Below are 23,552 nucleotides of genomic sequence, written 5' to 3'. Positions count from 1 at the left end.
AAAGATAACTTTACACAGTTGGCGCGAAATGTGTCGAATTGCCAGCTTTCAGGCGTAGCAGGCAATCTCCTACAGCAGACGCCAACTGTGAACCACAGGCCCTGAGCGACAAGCTTCAAGCTGACTCACTTACCGCTTGAAGCTTGCCGTCAGGCGTCCACCATCGCCATCGCCTCTTCCACATCCACCGCCACCAAGCGCGAACATCCCGGCTCGTGCATCGTCACCCCCATCAGTTGATCAGCCATTTCCATGGCGATCTTGTTGTGGGTGATATAGATGAACTGCACGGTCTGGGACATCTCTTTGACCAACCGCGCATAGCGTCCAACGTTCGCATCATCCAGCGGTGCATCCACTTCATCGAGCATGCAGAACGGCGCCGGGTTCAGCTTGAAGATGGCAAACACCAACGCCAAGGCGGTCAGGGCTTTTTCCCCACCAGACAGCAAATGAATGGTGCTGTTCTTCTTACCCGGCGGGCGCGCCATGATCGTCACCCCTGTATCGAGTAGATCTTCGCCCGTCAGTTCCAAGTAAGCGCTGCCGCCACCGAAAACTTTTGGGAATAACGCCTGTAAACCGCCATTAATCTGATCAAAGGTATCTTTGAAACGGTTGCGGGTTTCCTTGTCGATCTTGCGAATTACGTTTTCCAGGGTGTCGAGCGCCTCCACCAGATCCGCGTCCTGAGCGTCCAGGTAGCGCTTACGTTCGGATTGCTGCTGGTATTCGTCGATGGCCGCAAGGTTGATTGCGCCGAGGCGTTGAATCCGCGCGGCAATGCGTTCGAGTTCTTCTTCGGCGTCTTTCTCGTTGGCCTGGGCGGTCAGGGTATTGAGCACGCCGTGCAGGTCGTAGCCGTCTTCGAGCAGTTGGTCCTGCAAGGTTTTGCGGCGCACGGTCAGGGCTTGCCATTCCATGCGCTGTTGTTCGAGCTGGCCGCGAATCAACTGGGACTGCTGCTCGGCCTGGGTCCGGCGTTTTTCCGCGTCGCGCAGTTCGCGGTCGGCGTCTTCCAGGGCGATCTGTGCGGTCTTGAGTTCTTCGTCGACGGTCATGCGCTTGTCGAGCAACTCTTCGAGCTTGAGGCGCAACTCTTCCAGCGGCGCTTCGCCCTCTTCCAGATTCAGGCTCAGTTGCTCGCGCTTTTCGGTCAGGCGCTCGGATTGCATCTCCAGGCGCTCAAGGGCCTGGGCCGTGGACGCGTGCTGGGCCTTGAGCGAGCCCAGGCGCACCGCCAACCGATGGGCGTGGTCTTTGTGCTGGCGCGCTTCCTGGCGCACGCGGTCGAGACGTTCGCGCAGGCTGTCGCGCTGGGCCAGCAGCAGTTCCCGTTGCTCGGTGTCCTGAGCCATGCTGTCGAGGGCTTCCTGCAAGTGCAGGCGCGCTTCGCCGATTTGTTCGTGCTCCAGCGCGCGTTGCTCGCCCATCTCGGCGACTTCTTCGTCGAGACGGGTGCGACGCAGGCTCAGTTGCTCGACCTTGGCCTTGCTTGCCGATAGCTGCGCCTTGAGTTCGCCTTGCTGGCGCGCCTCATCCTGCAAAAGCCGACGCAGGTGCTCGCGGCCGGTCTCTTGCTGACGCTGAGTGGCGCGCAGGGTTTGCAGTTCGGTTTCCAGGCGTTCGAGGGTGGCTTCGCGCTCTTCGCGCTCGGCGCTCAGATTGACGATTTCCTGGCCACGGGCCAGAACGCCGCTTTGCGCTTCACTGGCGCGACGCACGCGCAAAAAGTGCCGGCCGACCCAGTAACCGTCGCGGCTGATCAGGCTTTCGCCGACCGCCAGTTGACCGCGCTGGGCCAGGGCCTGCTCCAGGGACTCCACCGGCCGCACCTGGCCCAGCCACGGCGCCAGATCGATCGCGGCTTCGACCTTATCCAACAAGCTGCCCGGCACCCGCGCACCATCCGCGGCGGGGCTGAGCAAACGCAGATCGCCCTGGGCAAAGCCGGAGAGATCGAAGCCGCCAAAATCGTCCACCAACACGGCTTGCAGATCGGCGCCCAACACGGTTTCCACGGCCAGCTCCCAACCGGCGTCGACCTTCAAACCTTCAGCCAGGCGCGGGCGCTCGGCCAGGTGTTGGTCGCGCAGCCACTCGGCCGTGCCGATGTCCGGGTCCAGCGCGGCTTGTTGCAAGGCTTCAAGGGACGCCAGACGCCCGTTGAGCCGTTGCAGGTCGCCCTGGGCCTGCTGCTGGGCCTGGGTCGCCTGTTGCAGTTGCTGGCGCAGTTGCTCCAGGCGCTCGACTTGCTGCTCTTCGCTGGCTTCGAGTTCTTCCAGGGTCATTTCGCTTTCGGCCAGTTGCTCGCTGAGCGCCATGATCGCTGCATCTTCCGGGTCGGCGGCGAGCAGCACGCGCTCTTCCTGCAAGCGGCGCTGGCGCTCGGCCAGACGTTCCATACTGGTTTCCAGTTGCTGGATGCGCGACTGCTGCACTTCGGCCTGGCGGCGCGGTTCGGCCGATTGCAGGTTGAAGGCGTCCCACTGTTCCTGCCAGCCGTGCATAGTGGTTTCGGCTTCTTCCAAGGCGGCGGCGGCTTCTTCGGCGGCGGCGCTGGTGATCTCCTGCTCAGGGGTGAGCATGTCCAGCTCTTCGCCGAGGGTCAGCAGCAAGGTGCGGTCGTGGCCCAGGTGGGATTCGGTCTCCAGGCGCGCGCGCTCGGCTTCCTTCAGATCGTCCTGCAATTGGCGCAGACGTTGCTGGCCGTGCTGGATGCTCTGCTCGACCCGGGCGATATCGCCACCCACCGAATAGAAGCGGCCCTGCACCAGATTGAAGCGCTCGGACAGATCGTGGTGCCCGTCGCGCAGGCGTTCGATGCTGGCGTCGGCGTTGCGCTGCTCGGCCACCAGCGCTTCGAAGCTGATTTCCTGGGTGCCGATGATCGCTTCGCGCTGGCCCACTTGATCGTTCAAGGCTTGCCAGCGCAGGGCCGACAATTGGGCCTTGAGCTGGCGCTCTTCGCCCTTGTATTCCTGATACTTCTCGGCGGCCTGGGCCTGCCGGTGCAGGCGCTCCAACTGGCGCTCCAGCTCTTCGCGCAGGTCGGTCAGGCGGGCGAGGTTTTCGTGGGTGCGGCGGATGCGGTTTTCGGTCTCGCGGCGACGTTCCTTGTACTTGGAGATGCCGGCCGCTTCCTCGATAAAGTTGCGCAGGTCCTCGGGCTTGGCTTCGATCAGCTTGGAGATCATGCCCTGTTCGATGATCGAATAGCTGCGCGGGCCCAGGCCGGTGCCGAGGAAGATATCGGTAATGTCACGACGGCGGCACTTGGTGCCGTTGAGGAAGTAGCTGTTCTGGCTGTCGCGCGTGACTTTGCGGCGGATGGAGATTTCCGCATAGGCCGCGTATTCGCCGATCAGGGTGCCGTCGGAGTTGTCGAACACCAGCTCGATGCTGGCCTGGCTCACCGGCTTACGGCTGGTGGAGCCGTTGAAGATGACGTCGGTCATCGACTCGCCGCGCAGGTTCTTGGCCGAGCTCTCGCCCATCACCCAGCGGACGGCGTCGATGATGTTCGACTTGCCGCAACCATTGGGCCCGACCACCGCCGCCATATTACTGGGGAAGTTCACCGTGGTCGGGTCGACGAAGGATTTGAACCCCGCCAGTTTGATGCACTTGAGCCGCACGTTTAGACGTCCGCCAACGCTGCGATAACCAGCGAGCAACTGCGCTGACCGTAGGCCGACAGCACCTGGCGGATCTGCGGCAAGTCACGGGCCAGCACGGCGGCGAGCAGTTGCTCGAACAGCGCCAGGTACTCGCTCATCTCGGCCTTGCGCTGGTCCAGGGCCAGGTAATAGGCGCGGTTCATCGCCGGCTGCAGGTTTTCGACGGTTTCCTGCAGGTACGGGTTGTTAGCGAAGGGGTACGCGGCGCGCATCACATTGAAGCTTTCTTCGACGAACGCGCGGATGTCCTGACGTTCGAAATTGCTCACCAGACGCTGCTGGATCTGCACGAACGGCGCCATATCGGCCTGGGTCTGCCAGCCTTGCGCCACCGCATTGCCGAGCAGGATGTACAGCTCGCCCATCAACGTGCACAGGCTTTGCACCTTATGCGCGGTGAGTTCGGTGACGTGGGCGCCACGGCGCGGCAGGATCGCGATCAGGTGCCGGCGTTCAAGGATCAGCAAGGCTTCGCGCACGGAGCCGCGGCTGACATTGAGTGCCAGCGTGACCTTCTGTTCCTGGATGCGCTCCCCAGGCTTGAGATCGCCGCGAATGATACGTTCGGCGAGGTGGTGAGCGATCTGCTCGGCGAGACTGTCCGGCGCCTTGAACGTCATGGGTTTCCTTCAAAATCGTCTATCGGTACAAGCGCGGCAGTGTAGCGCATTGGCCCGCTGATGGCGCTACGCCCACTGTCGCGAATTGGCATGAAATAAGCAGCTCTGCCTGTCTACACGCCGCCAAAAACGCCGGTTCCAGAAGACTGAACCATAATTGAATGGGTTGTGACCGCATTTTCTTGACCCTTAGGTCAGAAAACAATTGACCGAAAAGTCAGACATGACTAGATTCGGCCCACAGCGGTTAACAACAATAATGAGTCTGCGAGGCCTTCCGTGATCCAGTTTTTACTCAACCAGGAACTCCGTAGCGAGCACGCCCTGGACCCCAACCTGACCGTGCTCAACTATTTACGTGAGCATGTGGGCAAATCCGGCACCAAGGAAGGCTGCGCCAGCGGCGATTGCGGTGCCTGCACCGTGGTAGTCGGCGAGCTGCACAGCGATGCCCAGGGCGTCGAGCTGATTCGCTATCGCAGCCTCAATTCGTGCCTGACCTTCGTTTCGTCATTGCACGGCAAACAACTGATCAGCGTCGAAGACCTCAAGCACCAAGGCCAACTGCACAGCGTGCAGCAGGCGATGGTCGAGTGCCATGGCTCGCAATGCGGGTTTTGCACCCCCGGTTTCGTGATGTCGTTGTTTGCCCTGCAGAAAAACAGCGACGCCCCCGACAGCGCCAAGGCCCATGAGGCCCTGGCCGGCAACCTGTGCCGCTGCACCGGCTACCGGCCGATTCTCGCCGCCGCCGAACAGGCCTGCTGCAACAAGCCCGCAGATCAGTTCGACAGCCGCCAAGCCCAGACCATTGCACGCCTTAAAGCCATCGCCCCGACCCAGACCGGCGAACTCAACAGCGGCGATAAACGCTGCCTGGTGCCCCTGACGGTAGCCGACCTGGCCGACCTCTACGACGCCTATCCGCAAGCCCGCTTACTGGCCGGCGGCACCGATCTGGCGCTGGAGGTCACCCAGTTCCACCGCACGCTGCCGGTGATGATCTACGTCGGCAACATTGAAGAAATGAAGCGCATCGAGTCGTTCGACGACCGCCTGGAAATCGGCGCAGCCACCCCGCTCTCCGACTGCTACGCCGCGTTGCACCAGGCATATCCGGACTTCGGCGATCTGCTGCACCGCTTCGCCTCCCTGCAGATCCGCAACCAGGGCACCCTGGGCGGCAATATCGGCAACGCCTCGCCGATCGGCGATTCGCCGCCGCTGCTGATCGCCCTGGGCGCTCAGATCGTGCTGTGCAAAGGCAACACCCGGCGCACCCTGGCGCTGGAGGACTACTTCATCGATTACCGCGTGACCGCGCGCCAGGACAGCGAGTTCATCGAGAAAATCATCGTGCCCAAGGGCCATACGCTGTTCCGTGCCTACAAAGTCTCCAAACGTCTGGATGACGATATTTCCGCGGTCTGCGCCGCGTTCAACCTGACCCTCGACAACGGTGTGGTCCAAGCCGCCCGCGTGGCCTTCGGCGGCATGGCCGCCACACCCAAACGCGCGCGGCACTGCGAGGCCGTGCTGGTGGGCGCGACTTGGAACGCCGCCACGGTCGAGCAAGCCTGCGCCGCCCTCGCCGAGGATTTCACCCCGCTGTCGGACTTCCGCGCCAGCAAGGAATACCGCCTGCTCAGCGCGCAGAACCTGCTGCGCAAATATTTCATCGAGCTGCAAACGCCGCATATCGAGACTCGGGTGACCGCTTATGTCTAACCATCACGCCGTGGAAAAAACCCAGGCCGAGCTGGCCGAACTGTTCGCCCAGGACTTGACCAGCGGAGTCGGGCGCAGCGTCAAGCATGACAGCGCCGCCAAGCACGTATCGGGGGAGGCGCAGTACATCGACGACCGCCTGGAATTCCCCAACCAGTTGCATGTGTACGCGCGTCTGTCCGACCGCGCCCACGCCCGCATCCTCAGCATCGACACCGCCCCCTGCTACGCCTTCGATGGTGTGCGCATCGTCATCACCCATGAAGACGTGCCAGGTTTGAAAGACATCGGCCCGCTGTTGCCTGGCGATCCGCTGCTGGCCATCGACACTGTGCAGTTCGTCGGCCAGGTGGTGCTGGCCGTCGCCGCCCGCGACCTGGAGACCGCGCGTAAAGCGGCGATGGCGGCGGTGATCGAATACCAGGACCTGGAACCGGTGCTGGATGTGGTCGAGGCCTATCGCAATAAACACTTCGTGCTCGACAGCCACACCCACCAGCGTGGCGATTCGGCGGGCGCGTTGGCCGCGGCTCAACATCGCATTCAGGGCACGCTGCATATCGGCGGCCAGGAGCACTTCTACCTGGAAACCCAAATCTCCTCGGTGATGCCCACCGAAGACGGCGGCATGATCGTCTATTGCTCCACGCAGAACCCCACCGAAGTACAGAAGCTGGTGGCCGAAGTGTTAGACGTTTCGATGAATAAAATCGTCGTGGACATGCGTCGCATGGGCGGCGGTTTCGGTGGCAAGGAGACCCAGGCCGCCAGCCCGGCATGCCTGTGCGCGGTGATTGCCCACCTGACCGGCCAGCCGACCAAGATGCGCCTGCCGCGGGTCGAAGACATGCTGATGACCGGCAAGCGCCACCCCTTCTATATCGAATACGACGTGGGCTTCGACGACACCGGTCGTCTGCACGGCATCAATCTGGAGCTTGCCGGCAATTGCGGCTGCTCGCCGGACCTGTCGAACTCGATTGTCGACCGCGCCATGTTCCACGCCGACAACTCGTATTACCTGGGCGACGCCACGGTCAATGGCCATCGCTGCAAGACCAACACCGCCTCCAACACCGCTTACCGGGGGTTCGGCGGCCCGCAAGGCATGGTCGCCATCGAAGAAGTGATGGACGCCATCGCCCGCCATCTGGCGCTCGACCCGCTGGCCGTGCGCAAGGCCAACTACTATGGCAAGACCGAGCGCAACGTCACCCACTACTACCAGACCGTCGAGCACAACATGCTCGAAGAGATGACTGCCGAACTGGAAGCCAGCAGCCAATATGCCGAACGCCGCGAAGCCATTCGTCGCTACAACGCCCATAGCCCGATCCTGAAAAAAGGCCTGGCGCTGACCCCGGTCAAATTCGGCATTTCGTTTACCGCCAGTTTCCTCAACCAGGCCGGCGCGCTGATCCATGTCTACACCGACGGCAGCATCCACCTGAACCATGGCGGCACCGAGATGGGCCAGGGTTTGAACACCAAGGTCGCGCAAGTGGTGGCCGAAGTGTTCCAGGTCAGCATCGACCGCGTGCAGATCACCGCCACCAACACCGACAAGGTGCCCAACACTTCGCCGACCGCCGCCTCCAGCGGTGCCGACCTGAACGGCAAGGCCGCGCAGAATGCCGCCGAAACCATCAAGCAGCGCCTGGTGGAATTCGCTGCGCGCAAGTACGACGTCAGTGAAGCGGATGTGCAGTTTCATAACGGCCATGTGCGGGTGCGCGAGCAGATCCTGACCTTCGAGGCGCTGATTCAGCAGGCGTATTTCGCCCAGGTCTCGCTGTCGAGCACCGGGTTCTACAAGACCCCGAAAATCTTTTACGACCGCAGCCAGTCCCGTGGCCGGCCGTTCTATTACTACGCGTTCGGCGCGGCGTGTTGCGAAGTGCTCGTCGATACCCTGACCGGCGAATACAAGATGCTGCGCACAGACATTCTTCACGATGTGGGCGCTTCGCTGAACCCGGCTATCGACATCGGCCAGGTGGAAGGCGGTTTCATCCAGGGCATGGGCTGGCTGACCATGGAGGAACTGGTGTGGAACGACAAAGGCAAATTGATGACCAACGGCCCGGCCAGCTACAAGATCCCGGCGGTCGCCGACATGCCCCTGGACCTGCGGGTGAAGCTGGTGGAAAACCGCAAGAACCCGGAAGACACGGTGTTCCACTCCAAGGCCGTGGGTGAACCGCCGTTCATGCTCGGCATTGCCTCGTGGTGCGCGATCAAGGATGCGGTGGCGAGCCTTGCAGGTTATCGCCATCAGCCGAAGATCGACGCGCCGGCGACACCCGAGCGGGTGTTGTGGGGTTGCGAACAGATGCGCCAGTTGCAGGCGGCGACAGCCGTTGAGACTGAAGCCGAGATGGCTTCGCTCTAGATCGAGGTGCTGCCATCGGGGGCAAGCCCCCTCCCACATAGTGATCTGCGAATGCTTTCAAATGTGGGAGGGGGCTTGCCCCCGATAGCGGCCTGAAAGACATCACTAGAGGTGACTATGAACAACTGGATCAGCGCCCTCGCCGACCTGCAGAACCAGGGCGAACCTTGCGTCCTGGTGACCATCATCGAAGAACTCGGCTCCACGCCACGCAATGCCGGTTCCAAGATGGTCATCAGTGCGTCGCAAACCTTCGACACCATTGGCGGTGGGCACCTGGAATACAAAGCGATGCAGATCGCCCGCGAGATGCTCGCCCGTGGCCAGCAAAACACCCATCTGGAGCGCTTCAGCCTGGGCGCGAGCCTGGGCCAGTGCTGCGGTGGTGTCACCGTGCTGCTGTTCGAACCCATGGGCCAGGTGCAGGCGCAGATTGCGGTATTCGGCGCCGGCCATGTGGGACGCGCCCTGGTGCCGTTGCTGGCGAGCCTGCCGTGCCGGGTGCGCTGGATCGATTCGCGCGAGCAGGAGTTTCCGCAACAGATCCCCGAGGGCGTGCGTAAAATCGTCAGCGAAGAACCGGTCGACGAAATCGCCGACTTGCCGGTGGGCAGCTACTGCATCGTCATGACCCACAATCACGCACTCGACCTGGAACTGAGCGCCGCGTTGCTCAAACGCAACGATTTCGCCTACTTCGGCCTGATCGGCTCGCAGACCAAACGCGTCAAGTTCGAACACCGCCTGCGTGATCGCGGCTTCGACGCCGCCCAGTTGCAACGCATGCGCTGCCCCATGGGCCTCACCGAGGTGAAGGGCAAATTACCGGTGGAGATCGCCATCTCCATCGCCGGCGAAATCATCGCCACTTACAACGCCAATTTCGGCCAGCACAACGCCAGCGCCGAACCGATTGCCAAACTGCTGCCGGTGTCACGCCGCAGCCAAGCGACCCATTGAGAAGACCATGCCTTTGACCCGCAAAGCCTACCGCGCCGCCATCCTGCACAGCATTGCCGACCCCGCCGAGGTGGGCATCGAAGCGTCCTATGAGTATTTTGAAGACGGCCTGCTGGTGATTGATAACGGCCAGATCAGCGCCCTCGGGCACGCCAGCGAATTGCTGCCGACGCTGCCGGCCGATATCGACGTGACCCACTACCAGGATGCGCTGATCACCCCAGGCCTGATCGACACCCATATCCACCTGCCGCAAACCGGAATGGTCGGCGCTTATGGCGAACAGTTGCTGGATTGGCTCAACACGTACACCTTCCCCTGCGAAAGCCAGTTCGCCGACAAGGCCCATGCCGAGCAAGTGGCGGATATTTTCATCAAGGAACTGCTGCGCAACGGCACCACCACCGCATTGGTGTTCGGCAGTGTGCACCCGCAATCGGTGAACGCGTTTTTCGAAGCGGCGCAGAAACTCGACCTGCGCATGATCGCCGGCAAGGTGATGATGGACCGCAACGCGCCGGACTATCTGACCGACACGCCCGAGTCCAGTTATCAGGACAGTAAGATGTTGATCGAGCGCTGGCATGGCAAAGGCCGGCTGCACTATGCGGTCACGCCACGCTTCGCCCCCACCAGCACGCCGGAGCAATTGACACTGGCCGGGCAGCTGCTGGGGGAATATCCGGATCTGTATATGCAGACCCACATCAGCGAGAACCTGCAGGAAGTGCAGTGGGTGAAAGCGTTGTTCCCGGAGCGCAGCGGCTACCTGGATGTGTATGACCATTACAAGCTGCTGGGCGAGCGCTCGGTGTTTGCCCACGGCGTGCACCTGTGCGACGACGAATGCGCGCGCTTGGCGCAAACCGGCTCGGCGGTCGCCTTCTGCCCGACCTCGAACCTGTTCCTGGGCAGCGGCCTGTTCAACTTGCCGATGGCCGAGAAGCACAAACTGAACGTTGGCCTGGGCACCGATGTGGGCGGCGGCACTAGCTTCTCGCTGCTGCAAACCTTGAACGAAGCCTACAAAGTCATGCAGTTGCAGGGCGCGCGGTTGAGCCCGTTCAAATCGCTGTACCTGGCGACCCTGGGCGGCGCGCGGGCGCTGCGCCTGGAAGACAAGATCGGCACATTGCAACCGGGCACGGATGCGGACTTCCTGGTGCTGGACTACAACGCCACACCGCTGCTCAGCTACCGCCTGAAGCAGTCGAACAGCATCGACGAAACGTTGTTTGTATTGATGACCCTGGGGGATGACCGCACCGTGCTGCAGACCTATGCCGCCGGCCAACGGGTGCACCAACGCTGATCTTGGCACCAGCACAAAACCAATGAGGGAGGGGGCTTGCCCCCGATAATAGAGTGTCAGTCACTGCATGAGGTGACTGTTCCACTGCTATCGGGGGGCAAGCCCCCTCCCACATTTTGTCCTTGGCAAACCAGGAAAATTACAGCTTTATCGAGGAACGCCCAGGCTTCTTGGTCTGCAACAGATGCGAGAACACCGCATGCAGATCATCCGACGCGCTCTCTTCATCGAGGTTGAGCTTGCTGTCGATGTGATCCATGTGATGCATCATCAGGTTCACCGCCAACGCCGCGTCGCGGGCTTCGATGGCATCGATCAACTGGGTGTGCTCATCGTAGGAGCAGTGGGAGCGGTTACCGCTTTCGTACTGAGCGATGATCAACGAGGTCTGGGACACCAGGCTGCGCTGGAAGCTGATCAGCGGTGCATTCTTTGCCGCTTCGGCCAGTTTGAGGTGGAATTCGCCGGAAAGGCGGATACCGGCACCACGATCGCCACGGGAAAAACTGTCGCGCTCGTCGTTGACCATCTGGCGCAACTCGGCTAGTTGCTCGGCGGTGGCGTGCTGCACCGCCAGCTCGGTGATCGCCCGCTCTACCAGGCGACGGGCCAGGAACACCTGACGCGCTTCTTCGACACTCGGGCTGGCCACCACCGCGCCGCGATTGGGCCTCAGCAATACCACGCCTTCATGGGCCAGGCGCGACAGGGCGCGACGAATGATGGTGCGGCTCACGCCAAAGATTTCCCCCAGTGCCTCTTCACTCAACTTGGTTCCGGGCGCCAGGCGTTGTTCAAGGATGGCCTCGAAGATATGCGCATAGACAATATCGTCCTGGGTTCCGCTGCGACCGGCCTTGCCGGCTCGCGGTTGTTTCTTGAGAGGTTGCAACTGTTCGTTCATGGGCACTCGGGTTTGGAGAACGGCGGCGAATTATCGGTGATACGGCGACTTTACGGTAATACGGCAACAGCGGGTCGCTGGCAAGTATCCGCTAAAAACAGCGCACATTGTACACAACCCAACAGGCCAACACACTGTACGGCTGTTTGCGGCCTCGGCTGTATTGCAATGCGTCGTTACGTTTGAGTTTAGGCTTGAATCTGCGCCTTCACCGGCAAACCCCAGGTAAAAAGGAACAGCGTTCATGACTGACGCCACCCAAGCGCCCCTGCGCCCACTGGCCGACACTTCCCCTTCGGCGGTTGTCGCCGGCTTTATTGCCATGATGACCGGCTACACCAGCTCCTTGGTGCTGATGTTTCAAGCCGGACAGGCCGCAGGTTTGACCACGGCGCAGATCTCCTCATGGATTTGGGCGATTTCCATCGGCATGGCGGTGTGCAGCATTGGCTTGTCCCTGCGTTACCGCACGCCGATTACCATCGCCTGGTCCACCCCCGGCGCGGCGCTGTTGATCACCAGCCTGGGCGGTGTCACCTACGGCGAAGCCATCGGCGCCTATATCACCTGCGCGGTGCTGGTGACGCTGTGCGGGCTGACCGGCAGCTTTGAAAAACTGGTCAAGCGCATTCCGGCGTCGCTGGCAGCCGCGTTACTGGCTGGCATTCTGTTCAAGATCGGCAGTGAGATTTTCGTCGCGGCGCAGCATCGCACCGGCCTGGTGCTGGGGATGTTCTTCACCTACCTGATCATCAAGCGCGTGTCACCGCGCTATGCCGTGCTTGCCGCGCTGATCATCGGCACCCTGTTGTCGGGCGCGATGGGGTTGCTGGATTTCAGCGGGTTTCATCTGGAAGTCGCCACGCCGGTGTGGACCACCCCGCACTTCTCGCTGGCAGCCACCATCAGCATCGGCATTCCGCTGTTCGTGGTGGCGATGACCTCGCAGAACATGCCGGGCGTGGCGGTGTTACGTGCCGATGGCTATAACGTGCCGGCCTCGCCGCTGATCACCGCCACCGGCCTGGCCTCGTTGGTGCTGTCACCGTTCGGCTCCCACGGCATCAACCTGGCGGCGATCAGCGCGGCCATCTGCACTGGCCCCCACGCCCACGAAGACCGTAACAAGCGTTACACAGCAGCGGTTTGGTGCGGTGTGTTCTACGGCATTGCCGGTGTGTTCGGCGCGACACTGGCGGCATTGTTCGCAGCCTTGCCCAAGGAACTGGTGCTGTCGATTGCGGCGTTGGCGTTATTTGGCTCGATCATCAACGGCTTGAGCATTGCCATGAACGAACCCAAGGAACGGGAAGCGGCGCTGATCACCTTTATGGTCACCGCGTCAGGCTTGACGTTGTTTTCCATCGGCTCGGCGTTCTGGGGGATCGTGGCGGGGGTGTTGACGCTGTTGATTCTAAATGGGCGCAAGGCCTGAGTTTTCAAAGCCCCAAACGAAACAGCGACCCGGGCGGGTCGCTGTTTCAGCACATCAGGCTACCGGGTTGATCGGCGTCTCTGGGTGCCATGCGTCCAACAGCGGGCTCACTTCAACGCGAGTCAGCTCTGGGCGGGCCTTGAGCCACGCCTCGACGGTTGCACGCTGCTCTTCGCTGACCGAACCGCGTTTGGCCGAGCACACCAGACCGAAGTCGTCGCCGCCTACGTAGTCCAGGCCATTGCCGTCCATCGCTTCAGTCAGGAATGCTTCGAGGAAAGCGTCAACCGCTTCATCGTCCAAACCTTCTTTGAAGTCCAGGTTCAGTTCGAAACCCAGCTCTTGAAATTCATCAACGCACAGTTTTTTGCGCAGACGCCGGGAACGGTTAGTCGCCATTGGAACAGTCCTCTTAAGTAATAACGGCCGGCACTTTAGCAGTTTAAGACGGCGATTGCCCGACTCTCTGGGACGGGCGGCGGTTTGTGTGGAAAAAAACGCGCATTAGCAGCTATCGTTCAGCTACAAGAGCCCGCGCCTTGGGGCATAATGCCGACACTTTCTTGACCATTGAGGGATTTTTCCTATTTACCCCTCGCCTTTTTCACCCTCCTCAGCAGTAGGGTCTTATTCTTTATGATCAAATCTTTGCGTCCATTGTTACTTGCCGGGTTTCTTCTGCCACTGGCCTTTTCCGTCACCGCCGCTCCGATCAACACCACCCTGCCGCCCAACGTCGCGCAGGCCCTGCAAAAAGCCAAACTGCAAAATACTGCGTTGTCCCTGGTCATGCTGCCGCTCAACGGCCCCGGCACGCCCACCGTATTCAACGCCGACGTTTCGGTGAACCCGGCCTCTACCATGAAACTGGTCACCACCTATGCGGCCCTGGAAATGCTCGGCCCCAACCACCAGTGGAAAACTGAGTTCTATACCGACGGCACCCTCAACGGTGGCGTGCTGCATGGCAACCTGTACCTCAAGGGCGGTGGCGACCCCAAGCTGAATATGGAAAAGCTCTGGCTGCTGATGCGCGATTTGCGCGCCAACGGTGTGCAGCAAGTCACTGGTGACCTGGTGCTGGATCGCGGCTTCTTTATCCCGCCGCAATTGCCGGAATTCAACGACGATGGCAATGACGAGAACAAGCCGTTCCTGGTCAAGCCCGATGCGCTGCTGGTCAACCTCAAGGCCCTGCGTTTCGTCACGCGCAACGATGGCGGACGGGTACTCGTTTCGGTAGAGCCACCGATTGCCAGCATTCGTATCGACAATCAGGTCAAGGTCTCCAACGCCAAGCAATGCACCGGCGATGTTCGTTACAACCCGGTAACCGCCGCCGATGGCAGCGTGACGGTGACCGTCAGCGGGCAACTGGCCGACGGCTGCAGTTCACAGACCTACCTGTCGCTGCTCGACCACGCCACCTACACCGCCGGCGCGGTGCGGGCGATCTGGAAGGAACTGGGCGGCAGCATCCAGGGCCGCGATATCCAGGCGCCGGTGCCCAAGGATGCCAAGGTCCTGGCACGCGCGTTCTCGCCGGACCTAGCGGAAATCATCCGCGACATCAACAAATACAGTAACAACACCATGGCCCAGCAGTTGTTCCTGAGCCTGGGCGCGCAGTTCCGTAACGATGCCGACGGCGACGATGCCAAGGCCGCGCAGCGCGTGGTGCGTCAGTGGCTGGCGAAAAAAGGCATCACCGCGCCGCACTTGGTGATGGAGAACGGCTCCGGCCTGTCCCGCGCCGAACGGGTCAGCGCTCGTGAGATGGCGGCCATGCTGCAAGCCGCGTGGAGAAGCCCTTACGCGGCGGAGTACATCAGCTCGATGCCCATCGCCGGCACCGACGGCACTATGCGTAAGCGCTTGAAGACCACCGCCATGCGCGGCGAAGCCCACGTCAAGACCGGCACCTTGAACACTGTGCGCGCCATCGCCGGGTTCAGCCGCGACAACAACGGCAATTCATGGGTTGTGGTGGCGATCCTCAACGATCCGAAGCCATGGGGCGCGTCGTCGGTACTGGACCAGGTGCTGCTGGATCTGTATCGCCAGCCAAAACTGACGGCGGCGGCACCGGTGCTCTAGCACACACCATCGTTCACCTGTGGAAGGGATTTACTGGCGAGCAGGCTTGCCCTGCTCACCACCGAGTCATGCGTAAGCCTTTAAGTATCCCGCCAGCCTTTCAAGCCTGAACCCTTTCGGCCTCCACCCGGTCCCTGCCCGCCTGCTTGGCCACATACACCGCCGAGTCGGCGCGCAGCAGCAGCCCATCGATGCCTTCATCGCCCCGCCAGCTGGCCACGCCAAAGCTGGCGGTGACGATCCCCACCGGCTCCATCGGCGCACTGCGCAACGACTGCCACAATTCCAGCGCCAGGCTGTAGGCCTGTTCGCCATCGGTGGTGGGGCACAACACCATAAACTCTTCGCCCCCAAAACGGCAGAACACATCGGTGCGGCGCAGACGTTGGCTGATACGCGAGCACAACTCCTGCAACACGCCATCGCCTACCGCGTGGCCATGCTTGTCATTGATGCGCTTGAAATGATCGATATCCAGCATGATCACCGACAACGCTCCGCAGGTTCGATTGAGCCTGGCGATTTCGGCGCGCAAGCGATCCTGAAAGTAGCGCCGGTTATAAATGCCTGTCAGCGAGTCGGTGATGGACAAGGCGCGCAGCTCCTCCTCTACCCGCTTGAGATCGGAAATATCCGACACATACCCATGCCACAGTGTGCCGCCGCCGGGTAACTCTTCCGGGGTTGCTTCGCCACGAATCCAGCGCAGGCCACGTTGCGGTAACAGCACGCGATATTCTTCGCGCCAGTGGCTCAGTTGCAACGCCGACAAGCGCACCGAGGCGCGCACCCGCTCCGCGTCCAGCGGATGGATGCGTTCGAACACGCGCTTGGCATCCTGCTGCAACAGCCCGGTTTCAATTTCGTAGATATCGCGCATGCCGTCGCTGGCATAGAGGAAGCGCCAGTTGTCCTGAGGTTCCAGGGTGAACTGAAAGATCCCACCGGGGACATGGGCGCTGAGTTTTTTGAGCAATCGATCGCGCGCGGCCAAGGCTTCGTAGGCGCGCTTTTGCTCGGTCACGTCCAGGTAGATCGCCAAATGCCCGACCCAAAGGCCGTGGTCGTCCAGCAGAACGGTGGCCAACATGGTGACGTTCAACGGGCTGCCGTCGTTTCGAATCAACGTCCACTCACGGGCCTCGTGCAAGCTGTCGGGGCTTTCTACCAACATGGCCTGGCTCGCGGGGATGCGCTTACCCAGGGTCACGCCCAGTTTGACAGAGCGCATTTCCAGCTCCGTCGCCAGGTGCAGGCTTTCCAGGGTCAACTTGCCCACCACTTGATCGGCCGTGAAGCCAAGCATCTGTTCGGCACCGGCATTGAACGTGTTGATCACACCGCGCAAGTCAGTGGCAATGATGGCAACCTGGGTGGCCGCGTTCAGCACACTGCGCAATTGACCGTGCGCACCGCGCAATTCCTGCTCACGCAGACGCAACTGCTGAGTACGCTGCTCGACCATCTTCAAAGCACGCTGGCGCTGGCTGACCAGCATATACAGCAAGATGCTCAGCAGCAGGCTGAGCAAGCTACCCATGGTCAGGATAGCGGCCAGCGAAGAATGGTTGGCCCGGGCGAATACTTCGCTCGGCCGCAGGGTCAAGGCGTAGACATGATCGCCTAGGGTCAAGCGCCGCACCCCAACGAGGCCGCTGTCGGCCACGGCATTGTTGGATTCATAAAGCACACGTTGTTGCTGGTCGGAGGTGTCGACAATCTGCATCACCAGGTTGTCCCGCTCCGGCTTGGGCAAACCGTCGGCCATCAGCTGGCGCATGCTGATCACCGCCATGACGTAGCCATAAGGTTGTTCTGCGCCCACCTCACGGCTCACGGGCGCCACCAGCAATACGCCGGCTGCATAAGCTGGCTCCACGCCCACCAACTGCATGGGTTGAGATACTGCCAGCTTGCCGCTTTTATGCGCGCGCTCCAGCGCCGAACGCCGCAAGGGCTGGGCCAATAGATCGAAGCCCAAGGGCGAGCCCAACAGGCTTTGGGTTTGACTGTAGAGCACTGGTACGTACTCCTCGCGCTCCGGCGCGGGGGCCAGTTCACCCGCCGGGTTCAACTCACGGATCACGAAATCCACGCCCCTTTCACGGGACACTTGCTGTTCAAACTCGCTGCGTTGCTGACGCAGCACCCGTGGCGCCCAGGCGTACGCGCGGGCGCGCAGAAGCAACGGTTGGGTAAACCCATCGAACTCTTCGCGGGACACATCGGAGGAATTGACAAAAAAACGCCGCAGGCTGTTAAGGCGTTGTTCCTGATCTTCAAAGCGCTCCTGCAAACGGGTGTAGCGCTCGTTGACCAGCAGTTGAAAGCGCTGGCGTACCTGCTGCTGATACAGATCGTGAGTGGCCCAGGCGACGATACCCGTCAAGGTACAACCGGCCAACAGCACCACCAATGCCACCAGCCAAGCCGATGCCTGCTCACTGATGAAGCCTAGGATTTTCGGGCGAACGGCTTGCAACGGCATAGGCAACACTCACAACGCCAGCGTGCGGGGGGTGTCACTTTGGCTTGGCCTTAAGTTATAGCTATCGGCCAGTAGTTTGACCAGCGCAAAAAAGCCGTAAGCCTGGAATATCCTGGCTTGCGGCCTTTTATGCAGTCATCAACGGGCGGTGATTTTCCACGCGCGGTGGATTTTGGCATTGCGCGCGAAATCCGGGTCGATGGTTTTGTCGCTGATTTCCTCGACCGCATAGCGTTCGCTGAGATTGTCTTCCAACTGGAACTTGCGGAAGTTGTTGGAGAAGTACAGCACGCCGCCCGGTGCCAGGCGGGCCATGGCCAGGTCGAGCAACTGCACATGGTCGCGCTGCACGTCGAAGATGCCTTCCATGCGCTTGGAGTTGGAGAAGGTCGGCGGGTCGATGAAGATCAGGTCGAACTCATCGCGACTGGCTTCCAGCCACGCCATCACATCGCCCTGCTCCAGGCGGTTCTTGTCGGAGAAACCGTTGAGGGAGAAGTTGCGACGTGCCCAGTCCAGGTAAGTCTTGGACAGATCGACACTTGTAGTGCTGCGCGCACCGCCCTTGGCCGCGTGCACACTGGCAGTAGCGGTGTAGCAATACAGATTGAGGAAGCGCTTGCCGGCCGCCTCTTTCTGAATGCGCATACGCATCGGGCGGTGGTCGAGGAAGAGGCCGGTGTCCAAGTAATCCGTGAGGTTGACCAGCAGCTTCACACCGCCCTCGCTCACCTCAGTGAACTTGCCCTGGGCGCTCTGGCGCTCGTACTGCTTGGTACCGCTCTGACGCTCGCGCCGCTTGACCACCACGCGGCTCTTGTCGATGTTCAGCGCCTGGGGAATGGCCGCCAGGGCATCGAACATGCGCGCGGAAGCTTTTTCCGGGTCGATGGACTTGGGAGCGGCATACTCCTGTACATGCACCCAGTCGTGATACAGGTCGATGGCCATGGAGTATTCCGGCATATCGGCGTCATACACACGGTAGCAATCCACGCCCTCTCGCTTGGCCCACTTGCCCAGCAGCTTGAGGTTTTTTTGCAGGCGATTGGCGAACATCTGCCCGCCTTCGCTCAGGCGCGCCTGTTCGACCACGGGAGCCGGGGCCGGTTTGATCGGGTTACCGTTCTTGTTGTACTGGCGTTCTTGCGGCTCGGTCGGGGCCTGGTCGTACGCAGCCTGCTCGCGTTCGGCCTGGCGCTGTTCCGGGGTGCGGCGCTCGCCGGTGACGAACTGGTCGGGGTTGACCTTGATCAGCAGCAATTTGCACGGCAAGGCGCCGTTCCAGAACGAATACTGCTTGTGGCTGCGGATGCCCATGCGCTTGCCCAGATCGGGCGCGCCGGTGAACACTGCGGCTTCCCAACCCATGCAGGCTTGGCGCAGACGTTCGCCGAGGTTCTGGTAGAGGTACAACAGGCTGGCTTCATCGCCCAGACGCTCGCCGTAGGGCGGGTTGCAGATCACCAGGCCTTTCTGGTTCTGGTCCGGGCGCGGCTCGAAGGTCCCGACCTCCCCCTGGTACACCTTGATCCAATGGCTGAGACCGGCGCGCTCAATGTTGTTGCGCGCGGGTTGGATCAGGCGCGGGTCGGCTTCGTAACCTCGAATCCACAGCGGCGTTTTGTTCATGCCAATCGCGGCGCGCTCGCTGGCCTCGGCGTGCAGCTTTTTCCACAGCGCCGGGACGTGACCGAGCCAAGTGGTAAAGCCCCACAGCTCACGGTTGAGGTTGGGCGCCATGTCGGCCGCAATCATCGCGCCTTCCACCAGGAAGGTCCCCACGCCGCACATCGGGTCGGTCAGCGCACCGCCTTCGGCGGCGATACGCGGCCAACCGGCGCGAATCAGGATCGCGGCCGCCAGGTTTTCCTTCAGCGGCGCCGCGCCCTGCTGCAGGCGATAGCCGCGCTGGTGCAGGCTATGACCGGAGAGATCGAGGGACAGGATGGCTTCGCCACGGTCCAGGCGCAGGTGGATGCGCAAGTCCGGGTTGATCTTGTCGATGGACGGGCGCTCGCCGGACGGAGTGCGCAGTTTGTCGACGATCGCATCCTTGACCTTCAGCGCGCCGAAGTGGGTGTTGTCGATACCGGAGCCGTGACCGCTGAACTCCACTGCCAGAGTGCCGTCGGGGACCATGTGGTCGGCCCAGTCGATATCCAGCACGCCGTGGTAGAGGTCTTCGGCGTCCTTCATGGGGAAGCGCTTGAGCACCAGCAGCACGCGGTTGGCCAGGCGCGACCAGAGGCACAGCCGGTAAGCGGTCTCCATGTCGGCCATGCCGCGCACGGCCGAAGTGTGCTCGCGCGCTTCCTCAAGGCCAAGCCCGACGGCTTCCTCGATCAGCAGGCCTTCGAGGCCCTTGGGGCAGGTGAGGAAGAGTTCAAAACGGTCCGACATGGGGCATTCCAGGCTTTTCAGCAATAAGTGAACGGGCGACGCATCGCCGGCTCGGTTTTCAATCAAGCACTTTTCTTGAAGAGTGCTCGCGTGGCACGAATGTGCCGTTCCACCCCGGCTGCCAGGCCGTTGGGCCTTTATTCACGGGGCAGATAAAGAATGTGCAGCAACAAAAAGAAATATTCCGACCCTTCGTCGAATAATAACCGACTGCATCAGACGGACATTCTTACTTAAGGATCAAACCTTTCCTCTATGCGGGGTGCATCATAGCTGGCTTTGCCAGACAAATGGGGCGTAAAGCCATCCCAGCTTATGGCTATAGCATCGTTATAGTTACGTGCTTATGACAAAACGATCATTGAATCCATGTGACCTATTGGTTAGAACTCACCACAGGTTGGCGCCGTAACGACGCCGACACATCGGCTCGCCACGCCGGCAGCGAGCCCACCAACGGCAGAAAAACTCTGCCCGGCCTCAGACGAGGCCGAAGGATATCAAGACAGTCAACAAGTGAGGGAAACACCCTATGAGAAGACTTAAGCGTGATCCGTTGGAAAGAGCGTTTTTACGCGGATATCAATATGGCGTTCATGGCAAATCCCGTGAGCTTTGCCCATTTACTCTACCGTCGGTACGCCAAGCCTGGATCAACGGCTGGCGCGAAGGACGCGGCGACAACTGGGACGGTATGACAGGCACTGCGGGAATCCACAGACTCAACGAACTTCACGCCGTCGGCTAATCAGGGCACTTAATTCCGACACACCACCTTTGAAGCTGTAACGACTTACCATGCGCGCCCCATCCGGGCGGCGGGCTTCGGCCCAGGGGGCTCCTTGATGGAGCCCTTTTTTATGGGCGCCGTTCAGGCCTTTCTGGGCAACGCCGCAATTGCATCCACCGACTCACGAATCAACGCAGGGCCTTTATAGATAAAGCCAGAATACAACTGCACCAGGCTCGCACCCGCGGCGATTTTCTCGGCCGCGTGCTTGCCTTCAGTGATGCCGCCCACCGCGATGATCGGCAAGCGCCCCGCCAGCTCGGCGGCCAGCACCTTGACGATATGAGTGCTTTTATCGCGGACCGGCGCACCCGACAGGCCGCCCGCCTCGTCACCATGGGCCAGACCTTCAACGCCGACACGGCTCAAAGTGGTATTGGTGGCAATCACCGCGTCCATTCCGGAATCCACCAGGGCCTGGGCCACCAGCACGGTTTCTTCGTCGCTCATGTCCGGCGCAATCTTGATCGCCAGCGGCACGCGCTTGCCATGGCGAACGGCCAGGTCTTCCTGACGCTGGCGCAGGGCTTCGAGCAATTGCTTGAGGGAATCACCGAACTGCAGGCTACGCAGGCCTGGGGTATTCGGCGAACTGACGTTAACGGTGACGTAGCTGGCGTGGGCATAGACCTTGTCCAGGCAGATCAAGTAGTCGTCCACCGCGCGCTCAACCGGCGTGTCGAAATTCTTGCCGATATTGATGCCGAGAATGCCGCTGTACTTCGCGGCCTGGACCCGTGACAGCAGGTGATCGACGCCCAGGTTGTTAAAGCCCATGCGATTGATGATCGCCTCGGCTTCCGGCAGGCGGAAGATGCGAGGCTTGGGGTTGCCCGGCTGCGGTCGCGGCGTCACGGTGCCAATCTCAACAAAGCCAAAGCCCAATTGCGCGAAACCATCAATGGCCGCACCGTTCTTGTCCAGGCCGGCAGCCAGCCCGACCGGGTTGGGGAAGTCCAGCCCCATCACCGATACCGGCATTTTTGCCGGCGCCTTGCACACCAGACCATTGAGTCCCAGGCGGCCACCGGCACCGATCAGGTCCAGGGACAGATCGTGGGAGGTTTCCGGGGAGAGTTTGAACAACAGCTGGCGGGCCAGGGTATACATGGGCGGGCTAGACTCGGATGGCGACGAAGGTGGCGGCGATTATAGCCGGGGTAACCGCGCGCAGGCGAGGCGTGCCGCCCAACGCCGCTAACGCTGCATGACCAGGGCCTCATAACGCGCCCAGATTTTTTCGGCATAGCGCTGGCGTAGTACATCGCGCTCCGGCCCAGAACCCGGCCCCGCATTGTAGGCGCCCACTGCTGTCCAGTTGTAGCCGAAGCGCTGGATAAACTCGGCGAGTATCGACGCACCAACCTCCACCGACAGGCAAGGCTCGTTCAACAATCGCTCCTCGGTAATCCCCAACTTGAGCAGGCGCGGCAAATGCATGCTGTTGATCTGCATCAGGCCGATGTCCCGGGTGCCATTGTTGTTGGCGGTGTTCACCGCGTCAGCTCGATAGCCCGACTCCACCGCGGCGATGGCTTGCAATAACTCCGGTTCGATATCGTAACGACCGGCAATTTCCTCCCAGCAGTAGGCCAACGCCGGATGCGCGCTCATCAACCAACCAAAGAGCAGCGCCTTGCTCCAACGCTTATCCATGTCGGACCTGACCGCAGGCAGAACACACTTGCCCCCCTTGAGTGTGCCCGTCTCGGCGCACCTTGACCGGACAGTTAAAGCGATAACCCCTACCGTAGATCGTCTTGATAAACCCCTTGTCGGCGCCCAAATGTTTGCGCAGCGAGTAGATGCACCGTGTCAGGGATTCTTCGGCGACCTCGCCTTGGGGCCAAACCAGCTCCAGCAAGCGATCCTTAGTCATCAGCGCACCACCCGACACCAGCAGCAATCGCAACACATGCCACTCCTTGGGCGGCAATTGAATATCGGCGCCCTCACCGGTCAAGCGCCCATCGCCATGCAAGGTCCAACAGGCAAAAACCAGGGAAACCGTCGTCAATTCATCATTCACGACGCCCATATCCACCTCGGTATCCGACAACTGACATTGAAGTCCTTATTTCCTTGACTGGCGCTTGCGCCCACGCGACGACTATAAAAACCCGCCTGACAACCCACCCTAGGAAAAAGCTCAGAGATCCTGCGTTTTTTGGGATCACTGCGTAGGGCGTTTCACAACGTGAACGCACCTGGGGCCCACTCTCGATAAACCTCATGCAGCTCAACCCCCAAGCGGTCCTCCAGTTGCACCAACTCGCCCAACGCCAGCAGTTGGCCGTTGACCCGAACTTCCACGCAGTGGATGACCGCTGGGGCCAACGGCAACACCTTCCCTGGCGCAAAAGCGGCCAGACGCTTGCGGCTGATCAGTTGTTCCTGCAGAAGAATTTCCAAATGCATGGGTCAATGCCTTTATTCACGAGAACCGTCGCGATTTGGCCGCACGAACGCACGTTGCACACGCTCATATTGCGCCGCGGTCAATGGAGGCGGCCCGCTGCCTGCAGCCGCGTCTTTCGCCTCTGCTGCGGCAGCGCGGGCCTGAATCACAAACAGGCGAACGTCGGCCGAACCTCCGGGCACCGTGCTACGGCCCTGCTCGCGCGGGTCACGGGGGAATGCGCCCAGCCACAGGCGCTTGCCCTGTGAGACGCGCACCACGCTGCTGACCCCTACCCGCCCCACCCCGGCCGGGTTTTAGCGCGGCCCCGTGGGCCGGATGGGG

18 protein-coding genes are annotated in these 23,552 nt (G+C 61.2%); 7 read left to right on the top strand and 11 right to left on the bottom strand.

Annotated elements, in window-relative coordinates; translation table 11 throughout:
- Positions 1-149 precede the first annotated feature (149 nt).
- Positions 150-3,638: a chromosome segregation protein SMC gene (gene smc / locus YA0848_RS06490; protein ID WP_169902487.1), complete on the bottom strand. Its 3,489-nt coding sequence runs from the start codon at positions 3,636-3,638 to the stop codon at positions 150-152.
- 2 nt (positions 3,639-3,640) lie between these two features.
- Entirely contained in the window at positions 3,641-4,300 is a 660-nt protein-coding gene (locus tag YA0848_RS06485) for a GntR family transcriptional regulator (RefSeq protein ID WP_034099697.1), read from the bottom strand.
- 279 nt (positions 4,301-4,579) lie between these two features.
- On the opposite strand from YA0848_RS06485, the gene xdhA reads away from it, so the two are divergent.
- From xdhA to guaD, 4 genes are all read left to right on the top strand, one after another.
- Positions 4,580-6,028 carry a xanthine dehydrogenase small subunit gene (xdhA, locus tag YA0848_RS06480; protein ID WP_169902488.1) on the top strand — a complete coding sequence of 483 codons (1,449 nt, stop codon included), beginning with the start codon at positions 4,580-4,582 and terminating at the stop codon, positions 6,026-6,028.
- Positions 6,021-8,420, top strand: a complete 2,400-nt coding sequence (gene xdhB / locus YA0848_RS06475; RefSeq protein WP_169902489.1) for a xanthine dehydrogenase molybdopterin binding subunit — start codon at positions 6,021-6,023, stop codon at positions 8,418-8,420. The genes xdhA and xdhB overlap by 8 nt, the downstream gene beginning before the upstream one ends.
- Before the next feature lie 117 nt (positions 8,421-8,537).
- Positions 8,538-9,380 carry a xanthine dehydrogenase accessory protein XdhC gene (gene xdhC / locus YA0848_RS06470; protein WP_040269108.1) on the top strand — a complete coding sequence of 281 codons (843 nt, stop codon included), beginning with the start codon at positions 8,538-8,540 and terminating at the stop codon, positions 9,378-9,380.
- Positions 9,381-9,387: 7 nt separating this feature from the next.
- Positions 9,388-10,692 (top strand): guanine deaminase, encoded by a 1,305-nt coding sequence (gene guaD, locus YA0848_RS06465; RefSeq protein ID WP_034138943.1) that lies wholly within the window; start codon positions 9,388-9,390, stop codon positions 10,690-10,692.
- Between the two features lie 139 nt (positions 10,693-10,831).
- On the opposite strand, the gene YA0848_RS06460 is transcribed toward guaD, so the two are convergent.
- Positions 10,832-11,596 carry a GntR family transcriptional regulator gene (locus YA0848_RS06460; RefSeq protein WP_015885332.1) on the bottom strand — a complete coding sequence of 255 codons (765 nt, stop codon included), beginning with the start codon at positions 11,594-11,596 and terminating at the stop codon, positions 10,832-10,834.
- Between the two features lie 244 nt (positions 11,597-11,840).
- Here YA0848_RS06460 and YA0848_RS06455 point away from each other — a divergent pair, with 244 nt between their 5' ends.
- Complete coding sequence (locus YA0848_RS06455; RefSeq protein ID WP_034099702.1) at positions 11,841-13,031, top strand: benzoate/H(+) symporter BenE family transporter; 1,191 nt, start codon at positions 11,841-11,843, stop codon at positions 13,029-13,031.
- Between the two features lie 54 nt (positions 13,032-13,085).
- Here YA0848_RS06455 and YA0848_RS06450 read toward each other — a convergent pair whose 3' ends face one another.
- Entirely contained in the window at positions 13,086-13,430 is a 345-nt protein-coding gene (locus YA0848_RS06450) for a YggL family protein (RefSeq protein WP_034099703.1), read from the bottom strand.
- Between the two features lie 237 nt (positions 13,431-13,667).
- Between YA0848_RS06450 and dacB the strand changes: the two genes are divergently transcribed.
- Positions 13,668-15,128 carry a D-alanyl-D-alanine carboxypeptidase/D-alanyl-D-alanine endopeptidase gene (dacB, locus tag YA0848_RS06445; protein ID WP_034099704.1) on the top strand — a complete coding sequence of 487 codons (1,461 nt, stop codon included), beginning with the start codon at positions 13,668-13,670 and terminating at the stop codon, positions 15,126-15,128.
- A gap of 100 nt (positions 15,129-15,228) precedes the next feature.
- On the opposite strand, the gene YA0848_RS06440 is transcribed toward dacB, so the two are convergent.
- Complete coding sequence (locus tag YA0848_RS06440; RefSeq protein WP_034099705.1) at positions 15,229-17,616, bottom strand: sensor domain-containing diguanylate cyclase; 2,388 nt, start codon at positions 17,614-17,616, stop codon at positions 15,229-15,231.
- A 138-nt stretch (positions 17,617-17,754) separates the two neighbouring features.
- Positions 17,755-20,019, bottom strand: coding sequence for a bifunctional 23S rRNA (guanine(2069)-N(7))-methyltransferase RlmK/23S rRNA (guanine(2445)-N(2))-methyltransferase RlmL (gene rlmKL / locus YA0848_RS06435; protein WP_034099706.1), 2,265 nt, complete (start codon positions 20,017-20,019; stop codon positions 17,755-17,757).
- A gap of 532 nt (positions 20,020-20,551) precedes the next feature.
- On the opposite strand from rlmKL, the gene rmf reads away from it, so the two are divergent.
- Positions 20,552-20,767 carry a ribosome modulation factor gene (rmf, locus tag YA0848_RS06430; RefSeq protein WP_002553055.1) on the top strand — a complete coding sequence of 72 codons (216 nt, stop codon included), beginning with the start codon at positions 20,552-20,554 and terminating at the stop codon, positions 20,765-20,767.
- Between the two features lie 123 nt (positions 20,768-20,890).
- Here rmf and YA0848_RS06425 read toward each other — a convergent pair whose 3' ends face one another.
- The 5 genes from YA0848_RS06425 to YA0848_RS06405 all read right to left on the bottom strand — a co-directional run bounded on the left by YA0848_RS06425 (position 20,891) and on the right by YA0848_RS06405 (position 23,488).
- Entirely contained in the window at positions 20,891-21,919 is a 1,029-nt protein-coding gene (locus YA0848_RS06425; RefSeq protein ID WP_034099707.1) for a quinone-dependent dihydroorotate dehydrogenase, read from the bottom strand.
- 87 nt (positions 21,920-22,006) lie between these two features.
- Positions 22,007-22,465 (bottom strand): transglycosylase SLT domain-containing protein, encoded by a 459-nt coding sequence (locus YA0848_RS06420; RefSeq protein WP_034099708.1) that lies wholly within the window; start codon positions 22,463-22,465, stop codon positions 22,007-22,009.
- Entirely contained in the window at positions 22,458-22,847 is a 390-nt protein-coding gene (locus tag YA0848_RS06415; protein WP_034099865.1) for a winged helix-turn-helix domain-containing protein, read from the bottom strand. Before YA0848_RS06415 ends, YA0848_RS06420 begins: the two co-directional genes overlap by 8 nt.
- 152 nt (positions 22,848-22,999) lie before the next feature.
- Positions 23,000-23,227 carry a FliM/FliN family flagellar motor switch protein gene (locus YA0848_RS06410; RefSeq protein WP_169902490.1) on the bottom strand — a complete coding sequence of 76 codons (228 nt, stop codon included), beginning with the start codon at positions 23,225-23,227 and terminating at the stop codon, positions 23,000-23,002.
- Between the two features lie 12 nt (positions 23,228-23,239).
- Positions 23,240-23,488, bottom strand: coding sequence for a hypothetical protein (locus YA0848_RS06405; RefSeq protein WP_198731223.1), 249 nt, complete (start codon positions 23,486-23,488; stop codon positions 23,240-23,242).
- Positions 23,489-23,552 lie beyond the last annotated feature (64 nt).

It is taken from the genome of Pseudomonas sp. S4_EA_1b (assembly GCF_016307435.1).
GTDB lineage: Bacteria > Pseudomonadota > Gammaproteobacteria > Pseudomonadales > Pseudomonadaceae > Aquipseudomonas > Aquipseudomonas rhodesiae.
The sequence above is the reverse complement of the archived record's forward strand: the minus strand, read 5'-3'. Positions and strand labels throughout refer to the sequence as shown.